The sequence below is a fragment of the Muricoccus nepalensis genome, from assembly GCF_006438825.1.
GTDB classification, from domain to species: domain Bacteria; phylum Pseudomonadota; class Alphaproteobacteria; order Acetobacterales; family Acetobacteraceae; genus Roseomonas; species Roseomonas nepalensis.
Genome location: NZ_RCZP01000021.1, coordinates 13,666 through 30,196 on the forward strand (window position 1 = coordinate 13,666; position 16,531 = coordinate 30,196).

Sequence of the window (16,531 nt, forward strand, 5' to 3'; positions counted from 1 at the left end):
CCGGGAGTTGGCGCCCCGCGCGGGGCAAGGCGCGGCCGGGCGGCCACGCCGCGGGGAATACGGCGCGCGCCGGTTGCGCCCGTCCGGGCGTCCTGCCAAATCCGCCCCCATGCTCACCCGCCGCCTCCTCCTCGCCAGCGCCGGCCCGGCCCTTGCCGGCTGCGCCTCCTCCACCCCGGCGGCGCCCGTCACCGTCGCGGCACCGTTGGCCCCCGCGCCCGCGCCGTCCTCCGCCACGGCGGTGACCGCCTCGCCGGAGCAGGTCGTGGCCGACGCGGCCGGCTTCGACACCTTCCTCACCGGCCTGCGCGCCGACGCACGGCGGGCCGGCGTCTCGCCCGCGACTGTGCAGCGCGCGCTGTCCGGCATCCGGCCGCTGGCGCGCGTGCTCGAGCTCGACCGCAAGCAGCCCGAGGGGGTGCTGAGCTGGGAGTCCTACCGCGACCGCATCGTCAGCCCCGCGCGCATCGAGAACGGCCGCCGCGCCTACGCCGAGAACCGCGCGCTGCTGGAGGGGATGCAGTCCCGCTACGGCGTATCGCCCCGCGTGGTCGTCGCGATCTGGGGGATGGAGACAAACTACGGCGCCAACACCGGCGGCTTCAACGTGATCGAGGCCCTCGCCACCCTGGCCTGGGAGGGCCGCCGCGCCTCCTTCTTCAAGGGCGAGCTGATCGCCGCGCTCCGCATCATCGACGCCGGCCACGTCACGCCCGAGGGGATGCGCGGCTCCTGGGCGGGGGCGATGGGCCATCCCCAGTTCATGCCGACGAGCTTCGAGCGGCTCGCGGTCGACTTCGACGGCGACGGCCGCAAGGACATCTGGGGCAGCCGGGCGGACGCGCTGGGCTCGATCGGGAACTACCTCGCCCGCAGCGGCTGGCAGGCCGACAAGGGCTGGGCGCTGGAGGCCCGCCCGCCCGCGGGCTTCGACATCGAGCGGGTGGACACCGAGACCCGGCGCCCCATCGCCGAGTGGGCGCGCCTGGGCTGGCGCCGGGCGGACGGGTCGCCGCTCCCGGCGAGCGACACCCAGGCCTCGCTGGCCGTGCCCACGCGCAGCGCCGGGCAGGTCTTCCTCGGCCTGCCGAACCTTCGCGTGATCCGCCGCTACAACTCGCCCATGAACTACGGGCTGGCCGTCGGGCTGCTGGCCGACCGCGTGGCCTGAACGGGCTTCGCGGGCGGCCGCGGCGGGCGCCTCACTCCACCCGGAAGCCGCCCTCGCGGATGAGGGGCTCCCACCGCGCCACCTCGCGCGCGACGTGGTCGGCGAAGTCCTTGGGGGTGCCGCCGACCATGCGCCCGGCCTGGGAGCGGAAGACAGCCTCCCGCACCTCGGGCACGGCGGCGATGCCGTTGAACACGGCGTTGATCCGCGTGGCGAGGGCGGGGTCGAGCCCGGCCGGCGCCATGATCCCGTGCCAGACCGCGAGGTCGAAGCCGGGCAGCGTGTCGGCCACCGCGGGGATTCCCGGCAGGGCCGGGGTGCCGTCGGGCGTGCTGACGGCGATGGCGCGCGCGTTGCCGCCGCGGATCATCTGCAGCGCCGAGGAAACCGTCGGGAAGCCGAACTGCGCGTCGCCCCGCACCAGCGCCGTGACCATCTCCGCGCCCGAGCGGTAGGGCACGTGGACCATGTCCACCCCGGCCTGGCGCAGCAGCAGCGCCATGAAGAGGTGGCTGCCGTTGCCGGTGCCGGCGGAAGAGTAGGTGAAGTGACCCGGCCGCGCCTTCGCCTGCGCGATCATGTCCGGCAGGTCCCGCACCGTGACGGAGGGATGGGCGATCACCACCCCCGGCAGGTTCACGAGGTGCACGATCGGCGTGAAGGCGGTCACGGGGTCGTAGGGCAGCGCCGGGTTCAGCAGCTTGCCGATGGCGTTGGACCCGACATCGGCCATCATCAGCGTGTAGCCGTCCGGCTTCTCCCGCGCGACCGCGGCGCCGCCGACCGTGCCGCCCGCGCCCGAGCGGTTCTCCACCACCAGGGTCTGGCCGTTCGCGAACTCGCTGAAGCGCTGGGCGACGGTGCGGGAGAGGGTGTCGATCGCCCCGCCGGCGCCGAAGGGCACCACCAGCCGCACCGGCCGGTCCGGCCAGGCCGCGGCCTGGGCGCGCGCCGCGCGCGGCGCCGCGAGCCCCGCCGCGAGGCCGCCGGCGCCGAGCGCCCCCAGCCCGCGCCGGGAGAGGCTTCCCTGGTGCATGCGTGTTTCCTTCCCTTGCCGCGTTTCCCCGGGCCGCCCGGCGGCGCGCCGGATTCGGTCCGCCCGACACTAGCCGCAAGCGGCAGCGCTTTCCGAGGCCCCTTTTGGCGCGGTGCCGGGCCGGGCGGAACCGGGGCGCCGGCTTTGCCGTTGCGCCCGGGACCGCCATCCTCGCGGCCAGCCCCCAGGACCGCCCCGGTCCCCGCCACCCCCGGACCGCCCCGGTCCCTGCCACGCACGGAGCACGACGCGCGCATGCGGATCCTTGCCATCGGACCCCGCGCCTATCTCGGCGACATCTACCTGGCCCTGCAGCGGGAGGGGCACGAGGTCCGCGTCCACGCCGAGGACCCGCCCGGCGACCGCGCCTTCGGCGGCCTCATCGACACCGTGCCGGACTGGCGGGCCGAGCTGGACTGGGTCGGGCGCGACGGGATCGTCTTCTTCGAGCGGATCGAGCGCGGGGCCGTGCAGGACGCGCTGCGGGCCCAGGGCTACCGCGTCGTCGGCGGCAGCGCCTTCGGCGACCGGCTGGAGGGGGAGCGCGACTTCGGCCAGGCGGTGCTGCGCGAGGCCGGGCTCGCCATCGCCGAGAGCCACCCCTTCGAGCACCCCGCGCTCGCGCTCGAGTGGCTGGGGAGGAACCCCGGCCGCTACGTCCTCAAGCACGACGAGGTCGGGCGCAACACCTTCGTCGGCGACCACCCGGAGGGGCTGGACCTCGCCTTCATGCTCCGCCGCGCGGGCGAGGGGCGGGTGCTGCTGATGGAGCGGATCGAGGGGGTGGAGGTCGGCGTCGGCGCCTATTTCGACGGCACCGCCTTCCTCCGCCCCGCCTGCATCGACTTCGAGCACAAGCGCTTCTTCCCGGGCGAGATGGGCGAGATGACCGGCGAGATGGGCACCCTCGCCTCCTACGAGGGCGCGGAGCCCCTCTTCGCCGCCACCCTCGACCGCGTGGCGCCCCGCCTCGCCGCGGCCGGGCATGTCGGCTACGTGAACCTCAACCTCATGGTGAACGAGCGGGGCGTCTGGCCGCTGGAGTTCACCTGCCGCTTCGGCAACCCGGGCTTTGCCGTCCTCGCCGCGCTGCAGGCCGATGGCTGGGGCGACCTGATGGCGCGCATGGCGATGCCGCGGGAGCCGCGGCGCTTCGCGACCACCCCCGGCTGGTCCGTCGCCATCGTGCTGACCGTGCCGCCCTTCCCCGACCACCGCGCGACCGCCGAGCCCTCCGAGGACCCGCCCGTCTTCTTCCTCCGCCCGCCGGAGGGCGCGGAGCAGGACAGCTACCACTTCGTCGACATGCGCCGGGAGGACGGCCAGCTTCTCGGGCGCCGGCGCTCGGGGCACCTGATGATCGTCACGGGCACCGGCCCTACGATAGAGGCGGCGCAGGCCGCGGCGCGGGCGCGGGCCGGCAACGTGGTGGCGCCGGAGTTGCGCTGGCGGTCCGACATTGGCGACCGCTTCCTGGGTGGCGAGCGGGAGCGGCTGCGCGCGCTGGGCTGGCTGCCCTGACGCATTCCGGGCGGCACGGCTTGACCCCGGGGGCGCATCGCCACCTATAGCGGCATGAGCGAGAGCAACCCCCTCCTGGCGCCCAACCCCCTTTTGACGCCATGGGACACCCCCTTCGGCCTGCCCCCCTTCGACCGCATCCGCCCGGAGCACGTCGCGCCCGCCTTCGAGGCGGCGATGGCGGAGAACCTGGAGGAGATCGCGGCGATCGGGAACGACCCCGCGGAGCCGAGCTTCGCCAACACGATCGAGGCGCTGGAGCGCAGCGGGCGGGCGCTGACGCGGGTGGGGCTCGTCTTCTCCAACCTCGTCGTCAGCCTCGGCGGCCCGGCGCTGGAGGCGCTGGACCGGGAGATGTCGCCCCGCCTGGCCGAGCACGGCATGCGCGTGGCGCTGGACCCGCAGGTCTTCGCCCGCGTGAAGTCGCTTTACGCGCGGCGCGAGGAGCTGGGGCTGGCCGAGGACCAGGCGCGGCTGCTGGAGCGCACGCATCTCGGCTTCATCCGCAGCGGCGCGGCGCTGGACGAGGCGGCGAAGGCGCGGATGACCGAGATCTCCGCCCGCCTTGCCGTGCTGCACACGCAATTCGGCCAGAACGTGCTCCACGACGAGAACGACTGGCACCTGGCGCTCGACGGGGGCGACCTCGAGGGGCTGCCGGCCTTCCTGCGGGACGGCATGGCCGCCGCCGCGGCGGAGCGCGGCCTCCCGGGCTTCGCGGTGACGCTGTCGCGCTCCCTCATCGAGCCCTTCCTCACCTTCTCCGCCCGGCGCGACTTGCGCGAGACCGCCTACAAGGCCTGGATCGCCCGCGGCACCCATCCCGGCGAGCACGACAACCGGCCGCTGATCCCCGAGATCCTGGCGCTGCGGGCGGAGCGGGCGCGGCTGCTCGGCTACGAGACCTTCGCCGCCTTCCGCCTGGCCGACACCATGGCCGGCAGCGCGACCGCCGTGCAGGGCCTGCTGGCCGAGGTCTGGGCGCCCGCCAAGCGCAAGGCCGCCGCCGAGCGCGACCGCCTGCTCGCCCTCGCCCGCCGCGAGGGCTTCGAGGGCGACCTCGCCCCCTGGGACTGGCGCTACTACGCCGAGAAGGTCCGCCTGACGGACTACGCGCTGGACGAGGCGGAGCTGAAGCCCTTCTTCGTCTTCGGGAACATCCAGCTGGCCGCCTTCGACACCGCGACGCGGCTCTTCGGCGTGACCTTCACCCCGCGCGAGGACGTGCCGCTCTACCACCCGGACGTGCGCGCCTACGAGGTGCGGGACGCCGACGGCCATGTCGGCGTCTTCCTCGCCGACCCCTACGCCCGGCCGGGCAAGCGCTCGGGCGCCTGGATGAGCAGCTACCGCGACCAGGAGGATCTCGACAGGCCGGTCTCGCCGGTGATCATCAACAACAACAACTTCGCCAAGTCCGACCCGGTGCTGCTGAGCTTCGACGACGCGGAGACCCTGTTCCACGAGTTCGGCCACGCGCTGCACGGCATGCTGAGCCGGGTGCGCTACCCCTCGCAGTCCGGCACCTCCGTGCGGCGCGACTTTGTGGAGCTGCCGTCCCAGATCTACGAGCACTGGATGGCCCTGCCGGAGACGCTGCAGCGCTACGCGCTCCACCACCGCACGGGAGAGCCGGTGCCGGAGGCGCTGAGCGCGCGGCTGCTCTCGGCCCGCGGCTTCAACCAGGGCTTCGCGACGGTGGAGTACACCTCCTCCGCCCTCATCGACATGGCGCTGCACGGCCATCCCGACCCGGCGTCGATCGACATCGACCGCTTCGAGCGGGAGTTCCTGGCCGAGATCGGCATGCCCGCGGAGATCGGCTTCCGCCACCGCCCCGCGCATTTCCAGCACCTCTTCGCGGGCGGCGGCTACGCGGCGGGCTACTACTCCTACCTCTGGGCGGAGGTGCTCGACGCCGATGGCTTCGAGGCCTTCACCGAGGCGGGCGACCCCTTCGACGCCGCGACGGCCGCGCGGCTGCGCACCCTGCTGAGCGCGGGCGACACGCGCGATCCCATGGAGCTGTTCGTCCACTTCCGCGGGCGACTGCCGAGCACGGCGGCCCTTCTCCGCGGGCGCGAGCTGGTGTCCGCGTGAGCGCCGCCGCCCCCTTGCCCGTGCTGGCGACGCACAGCGGCAAGTTCCACTGCGACGAGGTCTTCGCCTACGCCGTGCTCCGCCTGGCGCTCGGCCTCCGCGCGCCCGGCGCGGACCACGTCCTGTTGCGGACGAGGAAGCCCGCGCCGATCGAGGCCGCGGATATCGTCTGGGACGTCGGCACCGTCTTCGACGCGGCGCGCAACCGCTTCGACCACCACCAGCGCGGCGCCCCCGCGCGGGAGGACGGCACGCCCTTCTCCTCCGCCGGGCTCGTCTGGCAGGTCTATGGCGAGCGCGCGGTGGCGCGCCTGCTGGAGGCCTCGGGCAGCGCGCGCTTCGCCCCCGCCATCGCGCAGGAGCTCGACCGCAAGCTCGTGCGGCGCATCGACGAGGTGGACAACGGCTTCTCCGTGACCGGCCCCGTGCAGGACGACGCGCTGGGCCTCGCGGCGCTTGTCGGCGACTTCAACCCGGCCTGGGACGACGCGGACGCGAACGGCCCGACGGCGGGCGACGCCGCCTTCCTGGAGGCGACGGCCTTCGCGGAGGGCGTGCTGCGCCGCCGCGTGGACGGGCTGCGCGGCCGCCACGCGGCGGAGGCCTCGGTGCTCGCGGCGCACGGGGCGGGCGAGGACCCGCGCATCCTCGTGCTCGACCGCGGCATGCCCTGGAAGGGCGCGGTCTTCGCGCACGACCTGCCCGTCCTCTTCGCGGTCAGCCCGGCCTCGAACGGGAACTGGATGCTCGACACCATGCCGCCCGAGCCCGGCTCCTTCGCCCAGCGCCAGCCGCTGCCGGAGGAATGGGCGGGGCTGCAGGAGGGCGAGCTCGCGGCGCGCTCCGGGGTGGCGGACGCGGTCTTCGTCCATGTGCGGCGCTTCGTCGGCGCGGCCCGCTCGCGCGATGGCGCGGTGGAGATGGCGCGGCGGTCGCTGCCCGCGGAGGGGTGAGCGGAGGCCCGGCCGGGCCCCACCGGGCTTCGACCTAGAAGCGGAAGGAGGCGCTGAAGGCGCCGAAGGACTGGCGGCCGCGCTGGCCGTAGAACTCCTCGCTCCGCAGCACCTGGGTGTAGGCGAAGCGGATCCCGCGCCACAGCACGGCGACGCCGGCCTGCGCGTCGCCCACGAAGGGGCGCTTGTCCACGCTCGGGCTGTCGCGGAAGCTGTTGCCGTCGAGGAAGATGTCGCGCGCGACGGCCCGGCCCTCCACCCCGCCGAACACGTACCAGCCGAACTCCTGCCGCGGCTGGAAGAAGCCCGAGCCCGCCAGCGCCGGGCGGATGCGCACCGGCCCCCAGTCGGCCTCCAGCCCCTGGCCGATCCGCAGCGTGCCGCCGCCGGAGGCGTAGGTCTGCACGTTGCCCAGCGCCACGGCCGCCACCGGGATGACCTCCGCCTGCACGCCGCCCAGCGTGCCGAGCGGCACGCGCCAGCGGCGCTCGATCAGCGCGGTCAGCGCCGGCTCGTCCTTCAGCTGGCGGTCCCAGCCATAGGCGCGGCGGACGTTGATCAGGTCGTGGTAGTTGTTCTGCACGAACTCGCCGCCGGCGGAGGGGCCGACGACGCCGAACTGCAGCTCCAGCAGGGTTTGCGTGCGCTCGGTGCTGCGGCTGAGGCTGGCCGCGCCGTAGAGGTAGCCCGCGTAGGGACGGTCGCGCGGGTCGGGGATGCGGCGGTCCGTGTCCTGGGGCGTGTAGATGTTCTGGCCGAAGGAGAGGCCCCAGCGAAGGCTTCCGGGGCCGAGCAGGAAGTCCAGCCGCTCGTCCAGCCCGGCCAGGACGCGCGGCAGGTCGGCGGAGCCGGAGCGCCAGGTCACCAGCAGGCCGTTGGTGTAGTAGCGGTCGCTCCCGCCGAAGAGGTCGTTCTCCACCGTGAAGCTGAGCGTGCCGCGCGGGTCCGGCGGCTCCTGCCCCGCCCCGGTCCGCACCGGCGGCACGGCCTGCGGCCCGGGCGCGGACCCGACCTGCGCCTGGGCGGGCAGGGCGAGCAGGAGCAGGAGGGCGGGCAGCAGGAAGGGCTTGGGCAAGGCGGGGTTCCTGGCGGAGGGGGTGGCGGGCGCCCCGATTATGCGGGACCGGTCCGGTCGAGTAAAACCGGCCCGTCCCGTCAGGCTGCCAGGATCGCCTCCACGACCTCCTGCACCTCCAGCGCCTCCCGCAGCGTCGCCAAGTCCTGCGGCAGGCCGCGGGTCAGGGCGGCCACCTTCTCGAGCTGGCCGCGGAGGACCAGGGGCCGCTGGCGCTCGTTCGGCAGGGCGTCTGGGGCGGTGGACCAGCCGCCGCCCTCCGAGCGCTCGGCGATCGACCAGTCCCGCAGCCGCAGGGCGCCGGCGCGGCCGCGCAGCGTCCAGGCGTTGGTGTCGTCCCGTTCCGTCCCGCCGACCGCGCCGCGGAGCCGGACCGGGACGCCGCCCGCGCTCAGCCGCGCCTCGATCGCGCTCTCGGCGAGGTCGCCGCCGGGGAAGGTCGCGCGGGCCTCCTCCAGCACCAGCGGGCCGAGGAGGCGGCGCGTGAGGAAGAGGAAGTGCGACACCACCTCCCGCGTGAAGCCGCCCTCCGCCCGGCGGGAGAGCCAGCCCGAGGCGTCGCGCTGCCAGGAGCGGGGCCAGGCCGAGAAGGCGACCTCCACCTCCAGCGACTCCGGGTCGCCCAGCGCCCCATCCTTTCGCCAGGCGAGAAGCTGCGCCACGGCGGGGGAGGAGGCCATGGGGAAGTTCACCGCGGCCCGCGCCCCCGCCGCCTCGGCCTCCGCCACGAAGCGGCGCGAGGCCTCCAGGTCGTGGGAGAGAGGCTTCTCGAGGAAGACGGCGCGGCCGGCGGCCAGGGCCTGCGCGGCGAGGGGCAGGTGGGCCGCCGGCGGGGCGGCGACGTAGAGGCAGTCGCAGGCCTCGATGACCGCCGCCGCGTCCGGCAGCAGGGGAAGCCCCGGGGCGACGGCCGCGAGGCGCGCGGCGGCCTCCGGCGAGGGGTCCCAGGCGCCGGCCGGCCGCACCGCGGCGCCGGGCGCCTCGAGGGCGGCCCGCAGCAGCCGCTCCCCCATGATGCCGAAGCCGACGATGCCCAGGCGGGGCGGGGCGGAAGCGTTGTCGTCCAAGACGGATCTCCTCGGGGGCGGCGGACCATGCCCGCTGGCGGGGGCACCGGCCAGCCCGGGCCGGGGCGGCCCGGCGGTGGGCCTTCTTCCGACACGTGATTTGCATTCGGGGGGAAAATGGGACCCCTGGACCCTGAACGCCTCCCCTTGCCAGGCCGCCCGGCCGCGAAAGACACCCCTGACCAGTGACCAATGACGAGGATACCGCGGCCTCCCCCGACCCCAGGCGCGCCGGCACCGGCATCGCGGGGCTGGACGACATCCTGGGCGGCGGGCTGACGCGAGACCGGCTTTACCTCGTGGAGGGGACGCCGGGGACGGGCAAGACCACCCTGTCGCTCCAGTTCCTGCTCCAGGGCGCGGCGCGCGGCGAGGCGGGGCTCTACATCACCCTTTCGGAGACGGCCGACGAGCTGCGGGCGGTGGCGGCGTCGCATGGCTGGTCGCTCGACGGTCTGTCCCTCTTCGAGCTGGTCGGCGACCTCGGCCTCGACCCCGACAGCGAGCAGACCGTGCTGCACCCCTCCGAGGTGGAGCTGGGCGAGACCACGCGCGAGGTGATGCAGCAGGTGGAGGAGCTCCGCCCCGCCCGCGTCGTCTTCGACAGCCTGTCGGAGATGCGGCTGCTGGCGCAGAACCCGCTCCGCTACCGCCGGCAGATCCTCGCGCTGAAGGGCTTCTTCTCCAGCCGCCGCTGCACGGTGCTGATGCTGGACGACCGGACGGCGGACCCCACGGACCTGCAGCTCCACAGCATCGCCCACGGGGTGATCTCGCTGGAACAGGCGCCGCGGGACTACGGGGCGGAGCGGCGGCGGCTGCGCGTGGTGAAGATGCGCGGCATCAAGTTCCGCGGCGGCTACCACGACTTCGTGCTCGACACCGGCGGGCTGACCGTCTTCCCGCGCCTGATCGCGGCCGAGCACCGCACGCCCTTCGATCCCACTTCCGTCTCGACCGGCAACGCCGGCCTCGACGAGCTTCTCGGCGGCGGGCTGGTGCCGGGAACAAACCTTCTTCTCAGCGGGCCGTCGGGCGTCGGCAAGTCCACCACCGCGATCTGCTGCGGCCTGGCCGCCCTCGAGCGCGGGGAGCGCGTGACCTACTACCTCTTCGACGAGGGGCTGGGCACCTTCCTCGCGCGCGGCGCGGCCCTCGGGATGGACCTGCGGCCGCACCTGGACTCGGGCCGCCTGACCCTCCGCCAGATCGACCCGGCGGAGCTCTCGCCGGGGGAGTTCGCCTCCCGCGTGCGCGCGGCGGTGGAGGAGGATGGCTGCGGCCTCATCGTCATCGACAGCCTCAACGCCTATCTCCAGTCGATGCCGGGCGAGAACTTCCTCCTCCTGCAGATGCACGAGATGCTGACCTATCTCGGGCAGCGCGGCGTCAAGACGCTGCTCATCCTCGGCCACCACGGGCTGGTGGGGGACATCCGCAGCGACATCGACCTCAGCTACCTCAGCGACGCCATCCTCCTCTTCCGCTTCTTCGAGGCGGGCGGGGCGGTGCGCAGCGCCGTCTCGGTGGTCAAGACGCGGAGCAACGCGCACGAGCGCACGATCCGCGAGATCAAGCTCAGCTTCGGCGGCCTGCAGGTCGGCAAGGCTCTGACGGACTTCGAGGGCGTGCTGAGCGGGCTTCCCGCCTACAAGGGGGCGGTCTCCATGCTGACCGACCTTCCGCGGGACGAGGGCGAGGGCTGACCGCGCGATGTCGGAGCGCATCCTCATCCTGGCCCCGCGGGGGCGCGACGGGCGCGTCATCCAGGACGTGCTGCAGCGCGCCGGCATCACCTGCCAGGTCTGCGACGACCTCGCCTGCCTGCACGCCTGCCTGCAGGGCAACGTCGGCGGCGCGCTGGTGACCGAGGAGGCGCTGACCGGCCCGGAGGTGGAGCCGCTGCTCGCCCTCTGCGACGCCCAGCCCTCCTGGTCCGACATCCCCTTCATCGTGCTCGCGACGCGCCAGGTCGGGCGCCGCTCCGCCCTCGCGGCCGGCGTGCTGGAGCGGCTGGGCAACGTCGTGCTGCTCGAGCGGCCCGTGAACGCGGAGACGCTCGCCAGCGCCGCCCGGTCCTCGCTCCGCGTCCGGCGGCGCCAGTACCAGACCCGTGACCTGCTGCTCGAGCGCGAGCGGCGCGAGCACGATCTGCGTCTGCTGAACGAGACCCTCGAGCAGCGCGTGAACGAGCGCGCGCTGGAGCTGGAGCGGACGCAGGGCGCGCTCGCCTTCGCGCTCGACTCGGCGGGCATGGGCTCCTGGGACCTCGACCTCGTCACCGACATCTCGCGCCGCACCCCGCAGCACGACCGCATCTTCGGCTACGCGGAGGTGCTGCCGTCCTGGGGCAGCGAGCATTTCCTCCAGCACGTCATCGAGGAGGAGCGCGCCGAAGTCATCGCGGCCTTCGCGCGCGCGACCGCCACGGGGGTGCTCGACGTCGAGTGCCGCATCCGCCGGGTGGACGGCGCGGTGCGCTGGATTACCGCTAAGGGCCGGTCGAGCTACGACGTGACGGGACGCCCGGTGCGCATGGCCGGCGTCATCATGGACACGACCGACCGGCGCATGACCGAGGACGCGCTGCACCAGGCGCAGAAGATGGAGGCGATTGGGCAGCTCACCGGCGGCGTCGCCCACGACTTCAACAACCTGCTCACCGTCATCGTCGGGGGCCTCGACATGGTGCTGCGCCGGCCCGAGCAGACGGAGCGCGTGATGCGACTGGCGGGCGCGGCCATGACCGCAGCGCGGCGCGGGGAGCAGCTGACGCAGCAGCTCCTCGCCTTCTCGCGCCGGCAGATGCTGCGCCCGCAGACCCTGAACCCCAACCGCCTGCTCCTCGAGTTCGAGGGCCTGGCCCGGCGCGCGGTGGGGGAGGCCGTGACGCTGCGCTTCGAGCTGGACCCGGCGGTGGACCCGATCCGCATCGACCCCGCCCAGTTCGAATCCGCCGTGCTGAACCTCGTGGTCAACGCGCGCGACGCCATGCCGGCGGGCGGCGTGGTCACGGTGTCCAGCCGCAACGTCCACCGCGACACGAAGGCGACCTCGGAGCGCGGCATCGCGCCCGGCGCCTACGTGATGGTGACGGTGACGGACAACGGGACCGGGATCGACGCGCCGACCCTCAAGCGCGCCTTCGAGCCCTTCTTCACCACCAAGGAGGTGGGCAAGGGGTCGGGACTGGGCCTGAGCCAGGTCTACGGCTTCGCACGGAGCGCGGGCGGCGACGTGGCCATCGAGTCCGAGCTCGGCCGCGGGACGAGCGTGCGGCTCTTCTTCCCGCCCTCGGTCGACGCGCCGGCGGAGGAGCCCGCGCCCGCCTCGAACAAGGTTCCGCTCCGCCCGGCCTCGAACGGCGAGACGGTGCTCCTGGTGGAGGACGACGAGCAGGTGCTCGCCATGGCCGTCGAGAGCCTGGAGGAGCTTCGCTACACCGTGATCCTCGCCCACAACGCGCGGGAGGCGCTGGACCATATCCGGGGGCCGGCGCGGATCGACATCATGTTCTCGGACGTCGTGATGCCGGGTGGCATGAACGGCGCGCAGCTCGCGGTGGAGGCGCGCCGGCTGCGGCCGGAGCTGAAGGTCCTGCTCACCTCCGGCTACGTGGGCGAGCCGTTGACGAGCAAGCCCATCGCGGACGACCTGGACGTGCTGAACAAGCCGTACCGCCGCGATGAACTGGCGCAGAAGCTGCGCGTTGTCCTCGGGCGCGGCTGATGCCCCGGCCTCCTGGCCGGGTCTGCCATGGGTTTCGCGCGCTGTGAGCCGGCCGGAAAGTCGCTATGATGGCCCCGCGGTGCACGACGACGGGAGTCCTTCCGGCGCGAGGGGCATCGGCCGCGCCGTCAGAAGAGGCTCCCGAACATGGTCAAGCGTCGCAAGCAGGAAGAGATCGCCGGCATCCTGGAGTTCGCCGGGCGCACGAGCGAGGATCCCGAGTTCAAGGACTGGATGGCGGATCACAAGTCCCGCAACGGCGGCAAGCTGCGGGTGAGCAAGGGCGCCACGGGCGTGCGCGTCATGTTCAGCAAGGAGGCCGACATGGAGTTCTGGCAGGACCGCTCCAACCTGGCGAACGGCGCCCGCAAGGCCGGCGCCGCCTGAGGCGGCGCGGCGTCAGCCGAAGCCGATCCGCGACAGGCGCTTGAGGCATTCGGGGCAGGTCACGGCTTCCGCCGGCTGCTCCGACCAGGACGACCCGGCGCCGGGCTCGTCGGCGCAGAGGGACATGCGGCAGTTCGGCGTGACCGCATGGAACACGGCCGAGCGCCCGCGCGTGGAGCGGCCGGCTTTCTGGAGCGCGACGAAGGTGCGGCCGGAAACGGTGATGGCTCTCGATTGCATGGCGCCCCGGAATGCCGTGTCCCCCGCCGCCCGGTCAACAGGTTGAATCCCATGGTATTCGTTCCGAACTCGCTTCGGTTTCGTCCGGGGACGGATCCGGCAGCGGGTGGCGGGCACCGCCGGCCGGGGCGGGGCTGGAGGGGTAGATTGGCATGAGGCGTTACGCCGCCACGTTTCTCGCCGCGCTGCTGGCTTTTGGATGGGCCAGCGGCGCTGCCCTGGCGCGGGCGGGCGCCCGCGACGACGGGCGCGCGACGGCCATCTCACGGCACGAGCAAAGTCACGCGAATGTGCATGCCGCCCCTGCCGGCCGGGCGCGGGCCCCGCGGCGCGGGCGCCGCGCCCCGGCCGTGGCCTCGCCCGGCCTCACGCAGCGCGGCCACGCCTCCGTCTACGCGTCCCGCCTCGCGGGCCGCCGGATGGCCAATGGCGGGCGTTTCGACCCGCGTTCCGACACCGTTGCCAGCCGGACCCTGCCCCTTGGGGCGCGGGTGCGGGTGACAAACCTCCGGACCGGGCGGAGCGCCGTCGCGCATGTCCGCGACCGCGGGCCGAGCGCGCGCCGGCGCATCCTCGACCTCAGCCCCGGCCTGGCCGCGCGGCTCGGGATGGGCCGGACCGGCACGGCGCCGGTCGCGGTGACGCTCCTGCCCGGCCTCTCGACCCCGGCGGAGGCGGCGCCCCGCCGGCGGTGACCGGCCGGGCCGGGAGCGCCTGGCCGCGGGGAAACCGGACGGCCACCGGGCGCGCTGCCTCTGTCCTGCTCCCGGGCCCCGGCCTGCGGGGACCACGGATGATCCGGAGGCCAGCCCATGCCCGACCCGCGATTCGCCCCGCCCGGCCCTCTCGGCTACGGCGGCGCCCCCCTCGGGAACATGTTCGGGCCGATCGACGAGGCCACGGCCCAGGCCGCGCTGGATGCCGCCTGGGAGGGCGGGATCCGCTACTTCGACACCGCGCCCCACTACGGGTCGGGGCTTTCCGAGCACCGCTTCGGCGAGGCGCTGCGGGGCCGCCCGCGCGGGGAGCTCGTGCTCTCCACGAAGGTCGGGCGGATGCTGCGCCCGGACGCGGGGCGGCCCGAGAACCCACCCTTCGTCCAGGGCCTGCCCTTCCGGGTGGAGGTGGACTACTCCTTCGACGCCACCCTGCGCTCGGTCGAGGACAGCCTGCAGCGGCTGGGCCTGGACCGGATCGACATCGCCTTCATCCACGACCTGGCGGAGGACCATCTCGGGCCCGGTTGGACCGGGGTCTTCGACGAGGCGATGGAGGGCGCGGCGCGCGCGCTGATCCGCCTGCGCGAGGAGGGCACCATCAAGGGCTGGGGCCTCGGCGTGAACCGGACCGAGGCCTGCGAGCGGGCGCTGCGGGCCTCGGACCCGGACGTGTTCCTCCTCGCCGGGCGCTACAGCCTGCTCGACACCTCGGCGCTCGACGGGCTCTTCCCGGCCTGCGCGGCGCGGGGGGTGCACGTCGTGGTGGGCGGTCCCTACAACTCTGGCCTTCTCGCGGGCGGGAAGCACTACGACTACGCGGACGCGCCGGCGGCCAAGGTGGCGGCGCGGGACCGCATCGCCGTGGTCTGCGGGCGCTTCGGCGTCGACATCCGCGCGGCCGCCCTGCAGTTCTGCGCCGCCCACCCGGTCGTCGCCGCGGTCATCCCCGGCGCGCGCCACGCCGACCGCGTCCGGCAGAACCTGGAGCTCATGCGCCAGCCCATCCCCCCGGCCTTCTGGGCGGCGTTGAAGGCCGAGGGCGTGCTGGCGGAGACAGCGCCGACGCCCCAGGCGTGATCCCGGCCCCCCGCTCGGCCGGCGAGGGCCGTGCCGGGAGGGGCAGGCCGCGCGTTCCGTGCTAGGTCACCGCCATGGAAACCAAGCCCCCCACCCCGACCGCCGTCCTGGTCGGCCTCCAGATGCCCGAGGTGGACGACATCGCGCACGAGGCCAGCCTGGACGAGCTGGAGCGCTTGGTGAAGACGCTCGGCTACGCGGTGGTTGGGCGCGTGTCGCAGCGGCGGGATGGCACCGGGGCGGCGGCGGTGCTGGGCAGCGGCAAGCTGGCGGAGCTGGCGGCCCTGACGGGCGGCACCGGCCGGGTCGGCTCGATGGCGCCGCCGCCCCGGTCCAAGGCGCGGGAGCGCTTCGGCGACAAGGCGGAGGCGACCGGGCCGGAGGAGGCGGAGACGGACGCCGCCCCGCGGCCCCGCTTCGTCATCGTCGACCACGAGCTCTCGCCGAGCCAGATCCGCAACCTCGAGCGCGCCACGGGCGCCGAGGTGCTGGACCGGACCGGCGTCATCGTCGAGATCTTCCACCGCCACGCCAACACGCGCGAGGCGAAGCTGCAGGTGGAGATGGCGCGGCTGAAATACGTCGCGCCCCGGCTGCGGGAGTCCTCGGGCGGCGGCGGGCGGCAGCAGGGGCCGGGCGCGGGCGAGAGCACCCTCGACCTCGACCGCCGCAAGATCCGCGACCGGCTCGCGGAGCTGAAGGAGCAGCTCGAGGCGGTGCAGCGCGACAGCGACCACCGGCGCTCCGCGCGGCGGGACCAGCTCCGGGTCGCGCTGGTCGGCTATACCAACGCAGGCAAGTCCTCCCTCATGCGGGCGCTGACCGGCAGTCAGGTGCTGGTGGAGGACAAGCTTTTCGCCACCCTCGACACGACCGTGCGCATCCTGCAGCCGGAGACCCGGCCCCGCGTGCTCGTCTCCGACACCGTCGGCTTCATCAAGCAACTGCCGCACGACCTCGTGGCGTCGTTCCGCTCCACCCTGACGGAGGCGCTCGAGGCTTCGCTGCTGCTGTTCGTCGTCGACGCGTCGGACCCGACCTACGAGGCGCAGCTCGAGGTGAGCCGCAGCGTGCTGCGCGAGATCGGGGCCGACGCGGTGCCCTCCCGCCTCGTGCTGAACAAGATGGACCGCGTGGACGAGGCCGGGCGCGCCGCGCTGCTCGCGAAGCACCCGGACGCGATCCTTCTCTCGGCGCACGCGCCCGGGGACGTGAGCGCGCTGCGGGACACCATCATCGCCTTCTTCGAGGCGGAGATGGTGGAGGACGTGCTGGTGCTGCCCTACGCCAGGCAGGGCCTGATCGGCGAGATCTACGAGAGCGCTCGCGTGCTCTCGGAGGACTACGACGAGACCGGCCGGGTGCTGAAGGTCCGCGGCCTGCCCGGCGCCATCACGCGCCTGCGCCGGAGCCTCGCCGCGACCTGAGCGCGCGGCGCGCCCGCGGCGCCGCCCCG

The 16,531-nt window shown here is 74.1% G+C and carries 14 protein-coding genes; 10 read left to right on the forward strand and 4 right to left on the reverse strand.

The features are described from left to right. Nucleotides 1-109 precede the first annotated feature (109 nt). Nucleotides 110-1,171, forward strand: a complete 1,062-nt coding sequence (locus EAH89_RS18475; RefSeq protein ID WP_140885189.1) for a lytic murein transglycosylase — start codon at nt 110-112, stop codon at nt 1,169-1,171. 31 nt (nt 1,172-1,202) lie between these two features. On the opposite strand, the gene EAH89_RS18480 is transcribed toward EAH89_RS18475, so the two are convergent. Then, nucleotides 1,203-2,207 carry a Bug family tripartite tricarboxylate transporter substrate binding protein gene (locus tag EAH89_RS18480; RefSeq protein ID WP_140885190.1) on the reverse strand — a complete coding sequence of 335 codons (1,005 nt, stop codon included), beginning with the start codon at nt 2,205-2,207 and terminating at the stop codon, nt 1,203-1,205. A 255-nt stretch (nt 2,208-2,462) separates the two neighbouring features. Here EAH89_RS18480 and EAH89_RS18485 point away from each other — a divergent pair, with 255 nt between their 5' ends. The 3 genes from EAH89_RS18485 to EAH89_RS18495 are packed head-to-tail and all read left to right on the forward strand — an operon-like array spanning nt 2,463 to nt 6,781. Then, complete coding sequence (locus EAH89_RS18485; RefSeq protein WP_140885191.1) at nt 2,463-3,728, forward strand: phosphoribosylamine--glycine ligase; 1,266 nt, start codon at nt 2,463-2,465, stop codon at nt 3,726-3,728. Between the two features lie 54 nt (nt 3,729-3,782). Next, on the forward strand, nt 3,783-5,828 hold the full coding sequence (locus tag EAH89_RS18490; RefSeq protein WP_140885192.1) for a M3 family metallopeptidase: 2,046 nt from the start codon (nt 3,783-3,785) through the stop codon (nt 5,826-5,828). Continuing rightward, nucleotides 5,825-6,781, forward strand: coding sequence for an MYG1 family protein (locus EAH89_RS18495; protein WP_241667092.1), 957 nt, complete (start codon nt 5,825-5,827; stop codon nt 6,779-6,781). The genes EAH89_RS18490 and EAH89_RS18495 overlap by 4 nt, the downstream gene beginning before the upstream one ends. 34 nt (nt 6,782-6,815) lie before the next feature. On the opposite strand, the gene EAH89_RS18500 is transcribed toward EAH89_RS18495, so the two are convergent. Together EAH89_RS18500 and EAH89_RS18505 are read right to left on the reverse strand one after the other, a co-directional pair. Further along, nucleotides 6,816-7,856, reverse strand: coding sequence for a lipid A deacylase LpxR family protein (locus EAH89_RS18500; RefSeq protein ID WP_140885193.1), 1,041 nt, complete (start codon nt 7,854-7,856; stop codon nt 6,816-6,818). Between the two features lie 80 nt (nt 7,857-7,936). After that, on the reverse strand, nt 7,937-8,923 hold the full coding sequence (locus tag EAH89_RS18505) for a Gfo/Idh/MocA family oxidoreductase (protein ID WP_241667093.1): 987 nt from the start codon (nt 8,921-8,923) through the stop codon (nt 7,937-7,939). 185 nt (nt 8,924-9,108) lie between these two features. Between EAH89_RS18505 and EAH89_RS18510 the strand changes: the two genes are divergently transcribed. From EAH89_RS18510 to EAH89_RS18520, 3 genes are all read left to right on the forward strand, one after another. After that, complete coding sequence (locus EAH89_RS18510) at nt 9,109-10,629, forward strand: ATPase domain-containing protein (protein ID WP_140885194.1); 1,521 nt, start codon at nt 9,109-9,111, stop codon at nt 10,627-10,629. A 7-nt stretch (nt 10,630-10,636) separates the two neighbouring features. Then, nucleotides 10,637-12,652 carry an ATP-binding protein gene (locus EAH89_RS18515; RefSeq protein WP_140885195.1) on the forward strand — a complete coding sequence of 672 codons (2,016 nt, stop codon included), beginning with the start codon at nt 10,637-10,639 and terminating at the stop codon, nt 12,650-12,652. Nucleotides 12,653-12,799: 147 nt separating this feature from the next. Next, nucleotides 12,800-13,039: a hypothetical protein gene (locus EAH89_RS18520; RefSeq protein ID WP_140885196.1), complete on the forward strand. Its 240-nt coding sequence runs from the start codon at nt 12,800-12,802 to the stop codon at nt 13,037-13,039. Nucleotides 13,040-13,051: 12 nt separating this feature from the next. On the opposite strand, the gene EAH89_RS18525 is transcribed toward EAH89_RS18520, so the two are convergent. Beyond that, nucleotides 13,052-13,279 (reverse strand): hypothetical protein, encoded by a 228-nt coding sequence (locus EAH89_RS18525; protein ID WP_140885197.1) that lies wholly within the window; start codon nt 13,277-13,279, stop codon nt 13,052-13,054. 152 nt (nt 13,280-13,431) lie between these two features. On the opposite strand from EAH89_RS18525, the gene EAH89_RS18530 reads away from it, so the two are divergent. The 3 genes from EAH89_RS18530 (at nt 13,432) to hflX (ending at nt 16,502) form a co-directional block, all read left to right on the forward strand. Further along, nucleotides 13,432-13,974, forward strand: coding sequence for a septal ring lytic transglycosylase RlpA family protein (locus EAH89_RS18530; protein ID WP_140885198.1), 543 nt, complete (start codon nt 13,432-13,434; stop codon nt 13,972-13,974). A gap of 117 nt (nt 13,975-14,091) precedes the next feature. After that, a complete protein-coding gene (locus tag EAH89_RS18535) occupies nt 14,092-15,075 on the forward strand; it encodes an aldo/keto reductase (RefSeq protein WP_140885199.1) in 984 nt (327 codons plus the stop codon). Nucleotides 15,076-15,149: 74 nt separating this feature from the next. After that, nucleotides 15,150-16,502 (forward strand): GTPase HflX, encoded by a 1,353-nt coding sequence (hflX, locus tag EAH89_RS18540; RefSeq protein WP_140885200.1) that lies wholly within the window; start codon nt 15,150-15,152, stop codon nt 16,500-16,502. Nucleotides 16,503-16,531: the final 29 nt, after the last annotated feature.